Annotated in this window: 14 protein-coding genes; 9 read left to right on the forward strand and 5 right to left on the reverse strand. The window is 66.6% G+C overall.

Translation table 11 applies throughout. The features are described from left to right. From ABNQ40_RS02425 to fabG, 4 genes are read left to right on the forward strand one after another with little or no spacing between them, the layout of a single operon-like run. Positions 1 to 1,194 (forward strand): beta-ketoacyl-[acyl-carrier-protein] synthase family protein, encoded by a 1,194-nt coding sequence (locus ABNQ40_RS02425; protein WP_391345449.1) that lies wholly within the window; start codon positions 1 to 3, stop codon positions 1,192 to 1,194. Beyond that, positions 1,194 to 2,006: a beta-ketoacyl synthase chain length factor gene (locus ABNQ40_RS02430; RefSeq protein WP_199235394.1), complete on the forward strand. Its 813-nt coding sequence runs from the start codon at positions 1,194 to 1,196 to the stop codon at positions 2,004 to 2,006. Before ABNQ40_RS02425 ends, ABNQ40_RS02430 begins: the two co-directional genes overlap by 1 nt. Continuing rightward, entirely contained in the window at positions 1,997 to 2,446 is a 450-nt protein-coding gene (locus ABNQ40_RS02435; protein ID WP_109051165.1) for a hydroxymyristoyl-ACP dehydratase, read from the forward strand. The genes ABNQ40_RS02430 and ABNQ40_RS02435 overlap by 10 nt, the downstream gene beginning before the upstream one ends. Beyond that, on the forward strand, positions 2,443 to 3,162 hold the full coding sequence (gene fabG, locus ABNQ40_RS02440; RefSeq protein WP_109051164.1) for a 3-oxoacyl-ACP reductase FabG: 720 nt from the start codon (positions 2,443 to 2,445) through the stop codon (positions 3,160 to 3,162). Before ABNQ40_RS02435 ends, fabG begins: the two co-directional genes overlap by 4 nt. On the opposite strand, the gene ABNQ40_RS02445 is transcribed toward fabG, so the two are convergent. The 3 genes from ABNQ40_RS02445 to ABNQ40_RS02455 are packed head-to-tail and all read right to left on the reverse strand — an operon-like array spanning position 3,143 to position 5,969. After that, entirely contained in the window at positions 3,143 to 3,928 is a 786-nt protein-coding gene (locus ABNQ40_RS02445) for a glycosyltransferase family 2 protein (protein WP_247879954.1), read from the reverse strand. The genes fabG and ABNQ40_RS02445 overlap by 20 nt on opposite strands. Beyond that, the gene (locus tag ABNQ40_RS02450; RefSeq protein ID WP_109051163.1) at positions 3,925 to 4,707 is read right to left on the reverse strand and encodes a 1-acyl-sn-glycerol-3-phosphate acyltransferase; all 783 of its coding nucleotides are present in this window, start codon (positions 4,705 to 4,707) and stop codon (positions 3,925 to 3,927) included. The genes ABNQ40_RS02445 and ABNQ40_RS02450 overlap by 4 nt, the downstream gene beginning before the upstream one ends. Then, positions 4,656 to 5,969 (reverse strand): NAD(P)/FAD-dependent oxidoreductase, encoded by a 1,314-nt coding sequence (locus ABNQ40_RS02455; RefSeq protein WP_109051162.1) that lies wholly within the window; start codon positions 5,967 to 5,969, stop codon positions 4,656 to 4,658. Before ABNQ40_RS02455 ends, ABNQ40_RS02450 begins: the two co-directional genes overlap by 52 nt. Before the next feature lie 547 nt (positions 5,970 to 6,516). On the opposite strand from ABNQ40_RS02455, the gene ABNQ40_RS02460 reads away from it, so the two are divergent. Next, positions 6,517 to 7,296 (forward strand): class I SAM-dependent methyltransferase, encoded by a 780-nt coding sequence (locus tag ABNQ40_RS02460; protein WP_247879953.1) that lies wholly within the window; start codon positions 6,517 to 6,519, stop codon positions 7,294 to 7,296. Between the two features lie 143 nt (positions 7,297 to 7,439). Beyond that, complete coding sequence (locus ABNQ40_RS02465) at positions 7,440 to 7,895, forward strand: hypothetical protein (RefSeq protein WP_109051160.1); 456 nt, start codon at positions 7,440 to 7,442, stop codon at positions 7,893 to 7,895. A gap of 52 nt (positions 7,896 to 7,947) precedes the next feature. Here the strand turns inward: ABNQ40_RS02465 and rpoH are convergent, their stop codons facing one another. Next, positions 7,948 to 8,907, reverse strand: coding sequence for an RNA polymerase sigma factor RpoH (gene rpoH / locus ABNQ40_RS02470; protein ID WP_109051159.1), 960 nt, complete (start codon positions 8,905 to 8,907; stop codon positions 7,948 to 7,950). 723 nt (positions 8,908 to 9,630) lie between these two features. Here rpoH and ABNQ40_RS02475 point away from each other — a divergent pair. Further along, positions 9,631 to 10,884 (forward strand): polysaccharide pyruvyl transferase family protein, encoded by a 1,254-nt coding sequence (locus tag ABNQ40_RS02475; protein WP_109051158.1) that lies wholly within the window; start codon positions 9,631 to 9,633, stop codon positions 10,882 to 10,884. An 8-nt stretch (positions 10,885 to 10,892) separates the two neighbouring features. Beyond that, positions 10,893 to 12,038 carry a hypothetical protein gene (locus ABNQ40_RS02480; RefSeq protein WP_109491098.1) on the forward strand — a complete coding sequence of 382 codons (1,146 nt, stop codon included), beginning with the start codon at positions 10,893 to 10,895 and terminating at the stop codon, positions 12,036 to 12,038. Positions 12,039 to 12,080: 42 nt separating this feature from the next. Here ABNQ40_RS02480 and ABNQ40_RS02485 read toward each other — a convergent pair whose 3' ends face one another. Next, the gene (locus tag ABNQ40_RS02485; RefSeq protein ID WP_391345452.1) at positions 12,081 to 13,043 is read right to left on the reverse strand and encodes a LysR family transcriptional regulator; all 963 of its coding nucleotides are present in this window, start codon (positions 13,041 to 13,043) and stop codon (positions 12,081 to 12,083) included. Between the two features lie 97 nt (positions 13,044 to 13,140). Here ABNQ40_RS02485 and ABNQ40_RS02490 point away from each other — a divergent pair, with 97 nt between their 5' ends. Next, a complete protein-coding gene (locus ABNQ40_RS02490; protein WP_391345453.1) occupies positions 13,141 to 14,154 on the forward strand; it encodes an NAD(P)-dependent alcohol dehydrogenase in 1,014 nt (337 codons plus the stop codon). The last annotated feature ends 1 nt before the right edge of the window (position 14,155 follow it).

A 14,155-nucleotide genomic window follows, 5' to 3' on the forward strand; every position in this document is an offset into this window, starting at 1 on the left:
GTGCAGCCACTTTCCCTAAGCCATATGAGCATCGTCAGCAGCCTTGGCGCTGGCCAGGATGCAACCCTGGATGCTCTACTCACCGGCCGGGGTGGCCTGAAACCTTGCAGGTTCGAGACGGCTGCACTGGACACGCACATCGGCGAGGTGGCGGGGGTGGAAGACACCCGCATTCCGGACGATCTCGCCAATTTCGACTGCCGCAACAACCGGCTGGCCGAGATGGCTCTGCATCGGGACGGTTTCGCCGCGGCGATCGCCGGTGCCCGCGAGCGCTATGGTGCCGACCGGATCGGCGTCTTCCTGGGCACCAGCACCTCCGGCATCCTGTCGGCCGAGCAGGCCTTCCGGGCGCGCGATCCGCAGAGCGGAGCCCTTCCCGCCGCCTTCAGCTTTGCCACCACCCACAGCACCGGTTCGCTCGCCGATTTCGTCCGCCGTCGCCTGGGGCTGACGGGTCCTGCCTTCGTCGTTTCCTCCGCCTGCGCCACCACATCGAAGGTTTTCGCCAACGCCGCCCGCATGATCGCTGCCGGCCTGTGCGATGCGGCGGTGGTCGGCGGTGCCGACAGCCTGTGCCTGACGACGCTCTACGGCTTCCACTCGCTGGAGCTGGTTTCCCCCACCCCCTGCCGGCCGTTCGATGCGGACCGCAGCGGCGTCTCGCTGGGCGAGGCCGCCGGCTTCGCCCTGCTGGAACGTGCCGCTGCCAAACCCGCCCCCGGCACCATCCACCTGCTGGGCGCCGGTGAAAGCAACGACGCGCACCACATGTCGACCCCCCATCCGGAAGGGCTGGGCGCCCGGCTGGCGATGGAGCGGGCGCTTGCCAGCGCCGGCCTGCGCCCGGCTGACATCGACTATGTCAACCTGCACGGCACCGCCACCACCTATGGCGACGCGGCGGAGGACCAGGCGATCACCGGCCTGCTCGGCACCCGCATCCCGGTCAGTTCGACCAAGGGCTACACCGGCCACACGCTGGGGGCCGCCGGCATCGTCGAGGCGATTATCAGCGTGCTGGCGCTCCGCACCGGATTGATCCCCGGCAGCCCGCAGACCCTGACCCTCGACCCTGCCCTGCGCAGCCGCTATCTACAGGCCAATGAAAAGGGCCGACTGGACCGCGTGATGACCAACTCCTTCGGCTTCGGCGGCAGCAACAGCAGCCTGATCTTCGGGTGGGCGGCCTGATGCGCGCCTATGTCGAGGGGATCGGCCTGCTCGGTCCGGGACTTCCCGGCTGGGAGCAGTCGCGTGCGATCCTGACGGGCGAGGCTGCCTATGTCGCCTCGCCGGCAGTGCTGACCGCCAGCCCGCTTCTGCCGCCCGCCGAACGGCGCCGCAGCGTGCCGACGGTGAAGCTCGCCATGGCGGTGGGGGCCGAAGCGCTGGCGCAGGCCGGACGCGATGCAGCCACCGTCGCCACCGTTTTCACCTCCTCCAGCGGCGATCCCGATACGCTGCACCAGATCCTGGACTCCCTGGCGTCGGAGGAGCGCGACATCTCGCCGACGCGCTTCCACAACTCCGTCCACAATGCACCGGCCGGTTACTGGAGCATCGCCACGCGCTGCCGCGAGCCCTCCACCAGCCTGTCCGCCCATGACGAGAGTTTCCAGACCGGCCTGCTGGAAGCGGCGGCGGAGGTTGCGAGCGATGGCTGGACCGTCACGCTGATCGCCTACGACCTCCCCTATCCGGAGCCGCTGAGCAAGGTCCGTCCCATCGCCGGGGCCTTCGGCATGGCTCTGGTCCTGACGCCGCAACCGACCGGACGCTGCCTCGCCAGCCTGGACATCGAGCTGTCGCGCGGGAACGAGCCGGTCAGCCGGATGGTCGACATCGGCCTGGAGGCACTGCGCACAGGCAACCCGACAGCCCGATCCCTGCCGCTGCTGGCCGCCCTTGCACGGGTCGGTGCAGGCGGCGCGCCGGAAGCGGTCGTGCTCGACCTGCCGCCGGGCGGACGGGTGGCCATCCGGGTGGGTGCGCCATGCCGATGACGCGCGACGAGCTTGCCTCCCTGATCCCTCATACCGGGACCATGTGCCTGCTCGACGGCGTGCTGTCCTGGGACCGCAGCCGCATCCGCTGCATCGCCCGCAGCCACCGTGCCGCCGACAACCCGCTGCGCCACGCCGGGCGGCTCGCCGCGCTGTGCGGAGTGGAATACGCGTCCCAGGCGATGGCGGTGCATGGCGGGCTGACCGCCGATGGCGGGCGCCCCGCCGCGGGCTATCTCGCCAGCCTGCGCGACCTGTCCTGTCAGGTCGCCCGGCTCGACGACATCGCGGAGGATCTGGTCATCGACGCCGAGAATCTGACCGGGGCGGGCAGCCGCGTGATCTACGCCTTCTCCATCGCGGCCGGCGACCGCGAGTTGCTGAGCGGCCGGGCGGCTGTGGTGATCGACGCCGGCGTCACGGATTTGGGGGCGGCATGAAACGCGCACTCGTCACGGGCGGCAGTGGGGCGCTGGGCGCCGCGATCTGCAAGGCGCTGGCCGCCGATGGCAATCACGTGCTGGTCCACGCCAACGGTTCCATCGCCCGCGCCGAGGCGCTGGCGGCGGAGATCGCCGCGTCCGGCGGATCGGCGGAAGCGGTGGCCTTCGACGTGACCGACGCCGAAGCGACCGCCGAGGCGCTGGAGCGGGTTCTGGGATCGGGACCTGTTCAGATCCTCGTCAACAATGCCGGCATTCACGACGACGCGGTGATGCCGGCGATGCGGCGGGAACAGTGGGGCCGTGTCATCGACGTGTCGCTGAACGGCTTCTTCAACGTGACGCAACCGCTGCTGATGCCGATGATCGGCACGCGCTGGGGCCGGATCGTCACGGTGTCGTCGGTGGCGGCCATCGCCGGCAACCGCGGCCAGACCAACTATGCCGCCGCCAAGGCCGGTCTGCATGGCGCGACCAAGTCGCTGGCGCTGGAACTGGCGCCGCGCGGCATCACCGTCAACGCGGTGGCGCCGGGCATCATCGCCTCGCCCATGGCCGACGCCGCTTTCGATGCCGACATGGTCAAGCGGATGGTGCCGATGAAGCGCGCCGGCCGGCCGGAGGAGGTGGCGGACCTCGTCGCCTTCCTGGCCTCCGACCGCGCCGCCTACATCTCCGGCCAGATCGTGTCGATCAACGGAGGGATGATCTGATCGGCCGGGACCGCACCCGCCGGACCGCCAGCATCGGCAGCCGCCCGATGAAGCCCAGCATCAGCCGCGTGTGCATCCAGGTCAGCAGGGCATTGTCGCGGACATAATTGAAGTGGGAAACGCCGCCCTCCTCCGCCTTGAAATAGCGGACGGGGGCCGGGACATTGATGGTCGTCAGGCCGGCCCAGCACAACCGCACGGCCGCCTCCGGATCGAAGTCGAAGCGCCGCATCCAACGATTGCGCCGCATCACCGCGCGCAGAGGCTTGATCGGGTAAACACGGAAGCCGAACAGGGAGTCGCCGATCCCGCCCCACAGAGTCTCCAGATTGGCCCACCAGTTGGAGATCTTGCGACCACCGACGCGCAGCCGCGGCGCTCCGGCATCGAACACCGGCCGGCCCAGCACCAGCGCATCGGGGTTGGCCAGCGACACGCCCTGGAACTGCGGGATCCGGTCGGCCGGGTGCTGACCGTCGGCATCCATGGTCAGCGCATGGGTGAAGCCGCAGCGCTCAGCCTCCTCCAGCCCATGCAGAACGGCGGCCCCCTTGCCGCGGTTGACCGGCAGTTCCAGCACGCGCAGATGCGGATCGTCCGCCGCCATCGCCCGCAGTTTTTCGCCGGTGCCGTCAGTGCTGCCGTCAACGACGACCCAGACCGGCGCCCAATGCGCGCGGGCCGCCCGCACCGTCTCGAACAGCTTCGGCCCGGTGTTGTAGCTGGGGATCAGGACAAGATGACTGGTGGAGGCGTCGGTGATCAAAGCTCTGCCCTGTAATGGCGTTCCACATCCCCGACCAGTTCGCGCACATCGGCCGGCGGATCGAAGCGGCGGCCGAGGCGAACGGTGTAGACCAGCGGGAACTCCGGCTTGCGGAGCAACGGCCAGCCCTTGCCGAGGAAGTTGGTGTTGGCCTCGATGAACACGGTCTGCACCGGCACGCCCGCCGTTTTGGCGATCAGCGCGAAGCCGCCCTTCAGCGGGTTGACCGGCGCCCGCTCCGTCCGGGTCCCTTCGGGGAAGATCAGCAGTTGGCGGCCCGCCCGCACCCGCTGCGCCGCCATCTTGACCAGCGAGTTGGGCGCATCGTTGCGGATGTAACCGGCCATCCGCGCCCCTCCGCCGAAGAGGAGGTTGTCGTAAACCGGGGCCTTTGCAATGCAGACGAGGTCCGGTACCCGCGAGATCAGCAGCACGGCATCAAGAATCGACGGATGGTTCGGACAGATCAGCAGGCCGCCGTCATCCTTCAGCGAATCCAGCGCCGACAGGTCGGTCCTCAGCACCCCGCAGGCCCGCAGCGTGTCGAGATAGAGGCTGAATCCCGTCCTGATCGCCTGCCGCCCGAGCGGCCCGGCGATCCGACGCGGCAGAAGCGGGTTGATCAGCGCCGCCGTCAGGCTCCAGGCCAGCGACATCAGGCCGAACAGGAACAGCAGGCCGTAGAACAGGGGATAGTCCCAGGCCCGCCGGACCGCGCCGAGAATGCCTAGACCGCGTCGCCCACGGGGGTGCGCACGTTCTGCCGCCGTTTCCGCCATGCCATGTAGTTCCTTTTCAAGTCCAGCAGGGCGTTCATGTAGTAGATCGCCTTGAATATCTTCAGCCGCGCCTTGATCGGCGACGGGCGGAAGACGTCGCCGGCCAGAAGCGACAGCAATGCCTCCTCCACCCGGAAGACATTGCGTGGTCCCATGAACAGGTTGCGCAGGGCCGGCGTCGTCACGCGGTAGATGTACCAGGAGAAGGTGCCGATGCCCTGACGGACGGTCTGCTCGAAACGCTTCAGCACCTGTTCCTGGCGGGCCGGTTCGCGCAGGCAGGCGTCGACCGCCTCGGCCCCTTCGAAGGCGCTGGTCATCGCCAGATAGACGCCGGTGGAGAAGACCGGATCGATGAAGGCGAAGGCATCGCCCAGCATGACATAGCCGGGGCCCGACATGCGGTCGGCCTGATAGGAGAAGTTGCCGGTCCCCGTCACCGGTCCGGTCAGCTCCGCCCCCTCCAGCCGCTCCGCCAGCGCCGGGCACAGGGCGATGGTGTCGAGGAAGAAGCGGGTCTGGTCGGTCTTGCGCGTCTTGAAGTAATAGGGCCAGCAGACCGCCCCGACGCTTGTGGTGCCGTCCGCGAGCGGGATGAACCAGAACCAGCCATGGTCGAACCAGAAGACGGTGATGTTGCCTTCGGCCTTGCCCGGCAACCGCTTGGCGCCGGTGAAATGGCCGAACATCGCCGCACTGTTGTGCTTGACGTTGCGCCGCTTGATGCCGAAGCGGGACGCCAGCAGCGTCTCGCGGCCCGACGCATCGACCAGAAAGCGCGTGCGCAGGGTGCGGATCGTGCCGTCCTCCTGCCGGGCGGTGACGGTGCTGCCGTCCGTTCCCCGGATATCGACATCCGTCACCTTGCAGCCTTCGATGACCGTCGCCCCCTTCGCCGCGGCATTGCGGATCAGGATATGGTCGAATTCCGACCGCCGGACCTGAAAGGCATAGGGCTTGGACTTGTCCCAGGCATTGGCGAAGTCGAAGGTGACGGCCTTGCCGTGATAGGGCGAAACGAACTCCGCGCCATATTTCAGCATGCCGATCCGCTCGACCTCCTCCAGCACGCCCAGCCGTTCCAGAAGTGGCAGGTTGCAGGGAAGCAGGGATTCGCCGATGTGGAACCGCGGGTGATGGTCCTTTTCCAGAAGAACCACCCGATGGCCCTTCCCGGCCAGCAGCGCCGCGGCGGACGAACCGGCCGGTCCGCCACCCACCACCAGAACATCGCAATCGTAATCGGAACCGTTCGACACCATGGGCTTTGCCGCTCTCCCGCTTGTCCCGCATTGGGGTGTTCGAGGTGGATACCCGTTTCTGGCTTTGTGACCGGTCACTCTCGCCAAAATTTACCGCAGCCCATCCCACGCAATCCAGGGACAAAACCCCGACACTGCCCTTTATCAGGGGACTAGCCGAAAGGATATATCCGCACGACTCTGATATTAGCGCCTGCTGTTCTCAACATTCCGGCAAGCAATGTTTCGGATTGATTTCAAAGCCACTGCACGCCGCGGTCTAATCCGACCGATGCACTTGAGACAATGCAACCGTCTTGATTGGTTACCCATTTGGTGACATGGAAACCCACTTGCCTGACGAGTTCCGCACCAACAAGATGTCGGCGACCTGAAAACGACCAACTCAACCGGGGATGCTTTACACGCGAACCGTCAACCTGTCGGTCAAGGCCGGCGGCTTCACCGTCTCGCTTTACCGGTCCGACAGCCGGACCAGCGCGGTGAGCGGCATTCTCGACTGATCCCAATGCCCATTGGCCCGCTCCCTTTCGAAGGAGACACTGCCGTGCCGACCGAATCCACGCCCCGCGTCGGCACCGCCGTCGAACCGCATCCCGTTCTGGACGCCTATTACGGCGACAGGACGCAGCGGCAGCGCTTCGTCCGTGGGCTGTTCAACCGCACTGCCCACCATTACGACCGCATCAACGCCATCTTCGCGCTCGGGTCCGGTTCCTGGTACCGGTCGCAATGCCTGCGGCGGGCGGGGTTGCAGCCGGGCATGCGGGTGCTGGACGTCGCCATCGGCACCGGTCTCGTGGCGCGCGAGGCCGTGTCGCTCTGCGGCAATCCCGGCGATGTCATCGGCCTGGATCTCAGCGAAGCGATGCTGGCGGAGGCACGGCGCAGCCTTCCCATCCCGCTGATCCAGGGCGTGGCCGATGCCCTGCCGCTGGCCGATGGCAGTGTGGATCTCGTCACCATCGGCTATGCGCTGCGCCATGTCGGCGACCTGACCGCCACCTTCCGCGAGTTCCGCCGCGTGCTGCGTCCGGGCGGAACCGTGCTGGTGATGGAGATCGGCCGGCCGCACCGTCCGGTCACCCGGCACCTGATGAACGCCTATCTCGGCATGGTGGTGCCGGCAGTCTCGCGCCTCAGCGGTGGCGGCGAGAGCGGACGGACGCTGATGCGCTATTATTGGGAGACGATCGACCGCTGCGTGGAGCCGGAGGTCATCACCGCCGCGATGGCGGCGGCCGGGCTGGCGCAGGTACGCTGCGACACCGATTATGACCTGTTCAAGAACTATACCGGCAAGCGCCAAGCCGAAGCCACGGTGTGAAGGGCTGACGGGCGGCGATCCGCCTGTTGTTACTACCCCTCTTAGGGGTTCTTCACCCGCCTTTGCCGATGCCTTCATCGGGTTATCGCACTCATAGTTGTCCCTACAGGGCAACAACCAGAACAGATTCGGTGAGGAAAGACATGCTGGGTAAAACGACTTGGGCGGCATTGTCGGTGGCGGCTTTGCTGGTCGGCTGTGCCGGGCAACAACAGGGTGCGGCGACCGGCGACGGGACAGGCGCCACCGCCTCATCCGCACCGTCGACGCCGGGGGGAAGAATGGTGAAGTCGCGCGACGGGCGCTATGAGGGCGAGGTGATCGGCACCCCCGCCCCCGGCAGCCGTTTCGCAAAATTGCAGATCGGCATGACGATGGAGGAGGTCTCCACACTGATCGGCGCGCCCGACAACATGATCCGGCACGAGACCGGCAAGCGCTGGATTCCGTTCTATTTCGGCAATGACGCCCAGCGGCTTCAGGTCATCTACCGCAACGAAGGCTGCCTGACCTACACCGGCGGCAACGTCTTCGGCGGCGGCGGGTCGGAACTGATCCGCATCACCGTCGCGCCGAAGGGCGGTTGCCTGGACACGTAAAGCCGCCGATGAAAGCCGCCGACTGGCCAAAGCGGGGGCGGTCCCACCCCGCTCAGGCATCGATCAGAAGGCGGTTCTTTTCCATCGTCACCTTCTCCGTCTTGGCGGTGGCGATCACCGCCTTCTGGAGCTTTTCGAAGGCACGCACCTCCAACTGGCGCACGCGCTCGCGCGAGACGTGGAAGGTCTGGCTCAGTTCCTCCAGCGTCAGAGGCTCGTCGCGCAGGCGGCGGGCGATCAGGATCTTGCGCTCGCGGTCGTCCAGCACGCCCAGCCCGAGCTTCAGGAACTGCTGACGCCGACGGCGCTCCTCGGAATCGGCCAGGGTCGTCTCCTGGTCCGGACGGTCGTCGGCCAGCAGGTCCTGCCACTCGGCATCGCCATCCTCCGACAGGCCGACATTCAGCGAGCGGTCGTTGCCCAGGCGGCGGTTCATCTCCACCACCTCGGCCTTCGACACGTTCAGTTCGGTGGCGATGCTCTCCACCGCTTCCGGCGACAGGTCGCCGCTCTCCAGCTCCTGCATCCGTGCCTTCAGACGGCGCAGGCTGAAAAACAGCTTCTTCTGCCCGGCGGTGGTGCCGATCTTCACCAGTGACCAGTTGTGCAGGACATATTCCTGGATAGCGGCACGCACCCACCACGAGGCATAGGTGGCGAAGCGGAACCCCTTGCCGGGATCGAACTTCTGCGCCGCCTGCATGACGCCGACATTGCCCTCCGCCACCAGATCGGACAGCGGCAGGCCATAGCCGAGATAGCCGCGCGCCATCTTGACGACGAGCCGCAGATGGCTGCCGACCAGCTTGTCGAGTGCCGACGGGTCCTGGTGGTCGTGCCAGCGGACCGCCAGATCATGTTCCTGTTCAGGCGTCAGATACTGATACTTGCGGGCATCCTGGAGATAGAGCTGCATCGGCTCGGCGGAGCGGGGTTCGGCAGGACGGGTTTGGGTGGCAGGAGTGGTTTGGGCGGTGGTCTGGGTCGTGCGGGTTTCAGCGTTTCGCTGCATGGTGTCTCTTATTCTCCCATCCGACGGGAGCGGCGCCGCGGGCAAAGGCCCCGGCGTTGTTCGGGTCGGTCCTGTTGAAAGGTCGATTTTTGGTTCGTTGCGTTACCGGCATTCGACGCTGCCGGACGGCGTTCACCGGGTCTCGGTGCTGGAACGGTCGGAGAAGGGGTCCTCTCCAGCCCCGCGGGCGGCGCCGCGACCGGGGAAGGAGGTCGCAGCAGCCAGCACGCCACAAGGGCCGGAGAGGAGCGGCAGGGCCACGCGATCAGCGCGACCGAACCGGGGGAAACTTAAGGATCATCGGGGCGAAAGCCATTCTGTCGGAGCCGGCGCCATCAGCGGCGCAACAGACTCTATATAGGAATTTTCACAACGCATAAAAGGGGCGCCCAGGCGAATTTTCCTGGCACCCCAACCGAAGCTTGGTTCCCGCGTCTGTCTTGGCGGAACGCTTTCGGAAATGGGACACGCCACCGCCGCTTTCAACCCCCTGCCGAAAAATCGATGATCTTTCGAATTTCGATGGACCTTCATAAGACAATCAACCGATCGTCGTTCAAATTATTCAAAACAAACTCCCAGATGAGATTTTGTTAGAAAGTCTAAACACTGTCTTCCAATGATCATGCCGTGTTATTTTTAGGTTGTCACTTGCAGTCTTACCTCTTCTGCGCTTACCGTCAGCCTGTTTCCAGCATCCACCGACCCGAGGCTAGAGCCGACATGCTTGAAGACATCGTGATCGACACCCCTGTCGACCGGCTGCACAATTCCGGCCAGACGTCTGAACGGATTTCCGGCCATGCGCCGTCCCAGCCTCTGCGCGTCGCGGTGCTGTGGAAGACGCCGAATCTCGGCCTCTATTCGAACGCCCCCTTCGACGACCTGTACAACGGGATCGGGCACAACAACGGCAACCTCGCCTTCGTGCATTCGATCTGCAGCCACATCACCAACCCCGTTAAGCATTTCAGCTGGGGCTCGTCGGCGGAGACGCTGCGGAACAACGCCGACATCATCGTCATTCCCTGCGCCAACCAGCTGGGCCGCCACACCGATTACGGCCAGATGGCGGAGAATCTGGAGAAATCCGGGCTTCCCGTCGTCGCCATCGGCCTCGGCGCCCAGGCGAACAGCTACGAGCATGACATCGAACTCAGCCCCGGCACACTGCGCTGGGCGCAGGTGATCGCGGCCTCCAACCCGTCCTCCGCGACCTCACCCAACATCTACACCCGCGGCGCCTACACCACCGCACAGCTGGACAAGCTGGGCATCGCGGGATCGCTGCCCGGCGGCTGCCCGTCGCATTTCCTCAACCAGGCGCCGGGCCTGGGCAGGAAGATCCATGCGAACTGGTCGGCGCTCGACCTGCCGCGCTCGGTCACCGTGGCCGGCGGCCATCAGGCCTGGGTGAAGACGCGGGAAATCGAGCACCAGCTGATCGCCCTGATGATGGACCCCATCGCCCCCGGCCAGTACATCGTCCAGTCGATGGGCGAGATGATCCGTGCCTCGCGCGGGCTGTTCGACAGCATCGACCCGCATGCGCTGAAGGAAATCCATCGCCACACCGTGCCGCATTACTCCTTCGAGGAGTTCAAGGCCTGGTGCCGGAACTATATGCGATCCTACTATGACGTGCCGGCCTGGATGGACACTCTGCGCCAGCAGGATCTGACCATCGGCTGCCGCTATCACGGCGTCGCCCTGGCGATCCAGGCGGAACGGATGGGCCTGACGGTCACCATCGATTCCCGCACGCGCGAGCTTTGCGAGAACACCGGCGTGCCCTATGCCGACGCCGCCGACCTGACGATGCCGTTGACGCGCAGCCGCCTGAAATCGCTGATCAATTTCGATCCGGACGCCTACGACCGCCACCGTGCCGAGTCGGCCGCCCGTTACCTGGACTTCCTGGTTGCCAACCGGCTGCAACCGGCGCCCTTCCTGAAGTCCATCGCGAACGGCAAGTGAAGGCCGCCATGCTCCGCCGGACCGCAGCGCTGGCGCTCACGCTGGGCATGGCCGCCGCACAAGCCCACGCGTTGACGATCAGGAAAACGGGGGAGCCGGAAACGGTCACCTCCTGGCAACGCGACGCCTGCGCCGAAAGCGACGCGCCGGACACCCCGGCGCGCGCCTTCCGGGATGCCGGCGGCACGGTGCACCTGATCGCCTCCCATTCCACCGCGCGGGCGCTGACCGGCCCGTCGCTGGATGCCGTGCGGCCCAACTGTGCGGTGATCTTCCAGGGCCACGGGCAGGACGACCCGCGCCTGCATGACGACCGCAGCTGGATTTCCTCCTTCTACACGCCGGACGGCAGCACGGTCTTCGCCCTGGTCAGCAACGAGTTCCATGCGCAGAAGCGGCGGGCGCTCTGCCCATCCGGCGAGTACATGCGCTGCTGGCGCAACAGCATCACAGCGGCGGTCTCCAGCGACGGCGGGGCCAGCTTCCGGCTGAGCGCCGCCCCGCCCAACCACACCGTCGCGACGCTGCCCTATCCCTACAGCGGCGATGTCGGCCAGCGCACCGGCTATTTCGCGCCCAGCAACATCGTCCGCAACGGCGACCACTGGTACGCCTTCCTGTGGGCCGAGCGGTTCGGCGCGCAACAGCGCGGCGCCTGCCTGATGCGCACCGACAACCTCGCCGATCCGCAGAGCTGGCGCGGGTGGGACGGCAAATCCTATTCCGTCCGCTTCGTGCGGGACGGCCAGAGCGGTGATGCGCCAGAAAACCATGTCTGCGCCCCGGTCGCTCCCGGTGTGTTGCAGGGCACCGTGCGCAGCATCGTCCGCCACCGCGCCAGCGGCCTGTTCATCGCCACCGTGGCGATGACCCGCGACGGCCGCACCGGCATCTGGACCACCACCTCCCCCGATCTGGTCAATTGGTCGAAGCCGGAGCTTCTGTGGGCCGCACCCCTGCTGTTCCGCTATGGCTGCGGCGATGCGGCGGCCTTCGACTACCCTGCCCTGCTCGACCCGGACAGCCAGAGCCGCAATTTCGAGGATGTCGGCAAGACCGCCTACGTCTACATGACGCGGTTGAACCTCGACAAATGCAGGATCACCTGGAACCGCGACCTTGTCCGCATGCGGGTGGAGATCGATGGAGGCTGATCGTCTATCGGTGATAAAGGGGCGGCGATAAAGGGAAAGCGCTCAGGACGGGTGGTTCCAGGGCGGTGGCGACAGCCGTTCCGCGATCCAGTCGGCGAAGGCTCGGGTCTTGCCAGCGGTGAAGCGCCCGGACGGGCGGACCAGATGGATGGCCGCCTCCCCGAATCCACCTTTGGCGCCGCCCCTGCCGGCATCGCTGCCGACCTCCCAATCCGTAAGGACGCGGACCAGACGCCCGCCGGCCAATTCCCGCCCGATCAGCCATTCCGAACACACCAGCAGCCCTTTTCCGGCCACCGCGGCATGGACGAGGCTGTCGACATTGTCGGTCAGCAGCGGCCCGGACAGCCGCACCCGCACCTGCTCGCGCCCCCGGCTGAAATGCCAATCCGAGGGCGAATCGAACAGCGCGAACAGCAGCGCGTCATGACCGGCCAGATCGGCCGGCTCCCGCGGGAACCCTCTGGCATCGAGATAGGATGGCGCGGCGCAGACCAGCCGGCGCTCCGCCCCCAGCCGGCGCGCCACCAGCGAACTGTCGGGCAGCCGACCGATGCGGATCGCGAGGTCGAACCCCTCCCCCACCAGATCGACGAAGCGGTCGCTGTAGAATGCCTCTATCCGCACGCGCGGGAAGGCGGTGAGGAAGTCGGGCAGAAGCGGCGCTACCCACAGCCGGCCGAACGCCTCCGGCAATGACAGCCTCAGTGTGCCCTGCGGGATGGCGCCAGCATCGGCGGCCTCCCGCTCGGCATCGGCCAGCAGGGTCAAGGCCGTGCGAGCCCGGTCGGCGAAACGGCGCCCGGCCTCCGTCGCCGTCACCCGCCGCGTCGTCCGCTCCAGCAGCCGTACCCCCAGCCGCCGCTCCAGGGACGAGACCCGGCGCGACAGCACCGAAGCGTCGCGGTTCAACACCCGCGCCGCTGGGGCGAAGCCGCCGGTGTCGAGAACCGCCAGGAAGGCGGCAACCTCCTCCAACCCTTGATCGCTCAATTCGTGCATCATGTGCAGTAATATCATGCACAGACGCCGGATTAAAGGATCTCACACAGCGGGATAGCTTCGCATCACACGACGATCACAACAAGCGAGGAACTGCCCGATGCGCGCCTATCAGCTTGAAGCCCCCCGTCTCGACGCCTTCCGCATCGCCGAACTGCCACGCCCCACGCCGGGTGCCGGCGAGGTGCTGGTCCGCCTGCATGCCGCCAGCCTCAACTATGTCGATCTCGCCGTGGCCACAGGCGCCTTCCCAGTGCCGTCGCTGCCGCTGATCCCCGCCGCCGATGGCGCGGGAGAGGTGGTGGAGACCGGTTCCGGGGTGACCGGGCTGGCGGAGGGGGATCGCGTTATCCCGCATTTCCTGCCGGACTGGTCGGCGGGAGCCCTGCCGCCGGTCGCCGGACGACGGATGCGTGGCATCACCATGCCTGGTTCGCTCGCCGATTATGCGGTGGTTCCCGCCGTCAGCCTTGTCCCGGTACCGCAACATCTGTCTTTCACCGAGGCCGCCACCCTGCCGATAGCCGCCACCACCGCCTGGCGGGCGATCCGCACCGGTGCCATCCGTCCGGGCAGCACGGTACTGCTGCTCGGCACCGGCGGCGTCAGCCTGTTCGCCCTGCAATTCGCCAAGGCGGCGGGCGCCCGGGTCATCATCACGTCGTCCTCCGACGCGAAGCTGGAGCGGGCGAAGGCGCTCGGCGCCGACGAGACGATCAATTACACCACCACCCCCGACTGGGATGTCCGGGTTCTTGAACTGACCGGCGGGGCCGGCGTCGAGCTGGTGGTGGAGACCGGTGGTGCCGGGACTTTCGCCCGCTCACTCAACGCCGCGGCGGAGGAAGGGACGGTTTTCGTGATCGGCTTCCTGAGCGGCGCCGACCTCCAGACGTCGCTGTTCCCGATCATCATGAAGATGCTGAAGGTCGTCGGCAGCAACACCGGATCGGTGGCGGACCTGCGCGAGGCCGTCCGTGCCATCGAAGCCGGCAAGCTCAGGCCGGTGGTCGACCGCGTCCATGATTTCGAGGATGCGGCCGGTGCCTATGCCGCCCTGTCGCGTGGCAGCCATTTCGGCAAGATCGCCATTGCGCTCGGCAACGGCGGCTGAT

The sequence above is a fragment of the Azospirillum sp. A23 genome, from assembly GCF_042938965.1.
Lineage (GTDB): Bacteria > Pseudomonadota > Alphaproteobacteria > Azospirillales > Azospirillaceae > Azospirillum > Azospirillum melinis.

Bases quoted from the DNA above. Each gene is read 5' to 3' on its own strand.
- ABNQ40_RS02430 (WP_199235394.1), top strand. From the start codon at position 1,194: ATGCGCGCCTATGTCGAGGGGATCGGCCTGCTCGGTCCGGGACTTCCC.
- ABNQ40_RS02435 (WP_109051165.1), top strand. From the start codon at position 1,997: ATGCCGATGACGCGCGACGAGCTTGCCTCCCTGATCCCTCATACCGGG.
- fabG (WP_109051164.1), top strand. From the start codon at position 2,443: ATGAAACGCGCACTCGTCACGGGCGGCAGTGGGGCGCTGGGCGCCGCG.
- ABNQ40_RS02450 (WP_109051163.1), bottom strand. From the start codon at position 4,707: ATGGCGGAAACGGCGGCAGAACGTGCGCACCCCCGTGGGCGACGCGGT.
- ABNQ40_RS02455 (WP_109051162.1), bottom strand. From the start codon at position 5,969: ATGGTGTCGAACGGTTCCGATTACGATTGCGATGTTCTGGTGGTGGGT.
- ABNQ40_RS02465 (WP_109051160.1), top strand. From the start codon at position 7,440: ATGCTGGGTAAAACGACTTGGGCGGCATTGTCGGTGGCGGCTTTGCTG.
- rpoH (WP_109051159.1), bottom strand. From the start codon at position 8,907: ATGCAGCGAAACGCTGAAACCCGCACGACCCAGACCACCGCCCAAACC.
- ABNQ40_RS02475 (WP_109051158.1), top strand. From the start codon at position 9,631: ATGCTTGAAGACATCGTGATCGACACCCCTGTCGACCGGCTGCACAAT.
- ABNQ40_RS02480 (WP_109491098.1), top strand. From the start codon at position 10,893: ATGCTCCGCCGGACCGCAGCGCTGGCGCTCACGCTGGGCATGGCCGCC.
- ABNQ40_RS02485 (WP_391345452.1), bottom strand. From the start codon at position 13,043: ATGATGCACGAATTGAGCGATCAAGGGTTGGAGGAGGTTGCCGCCTTC.
- ABNQ40_RS02490 (WP_391345453.1), top strand. From the start codon at position 13,141: ATGCGCGCCTATCAGCTTGAAGCCCCCCGTCTCGACGCCTTCCGCATC.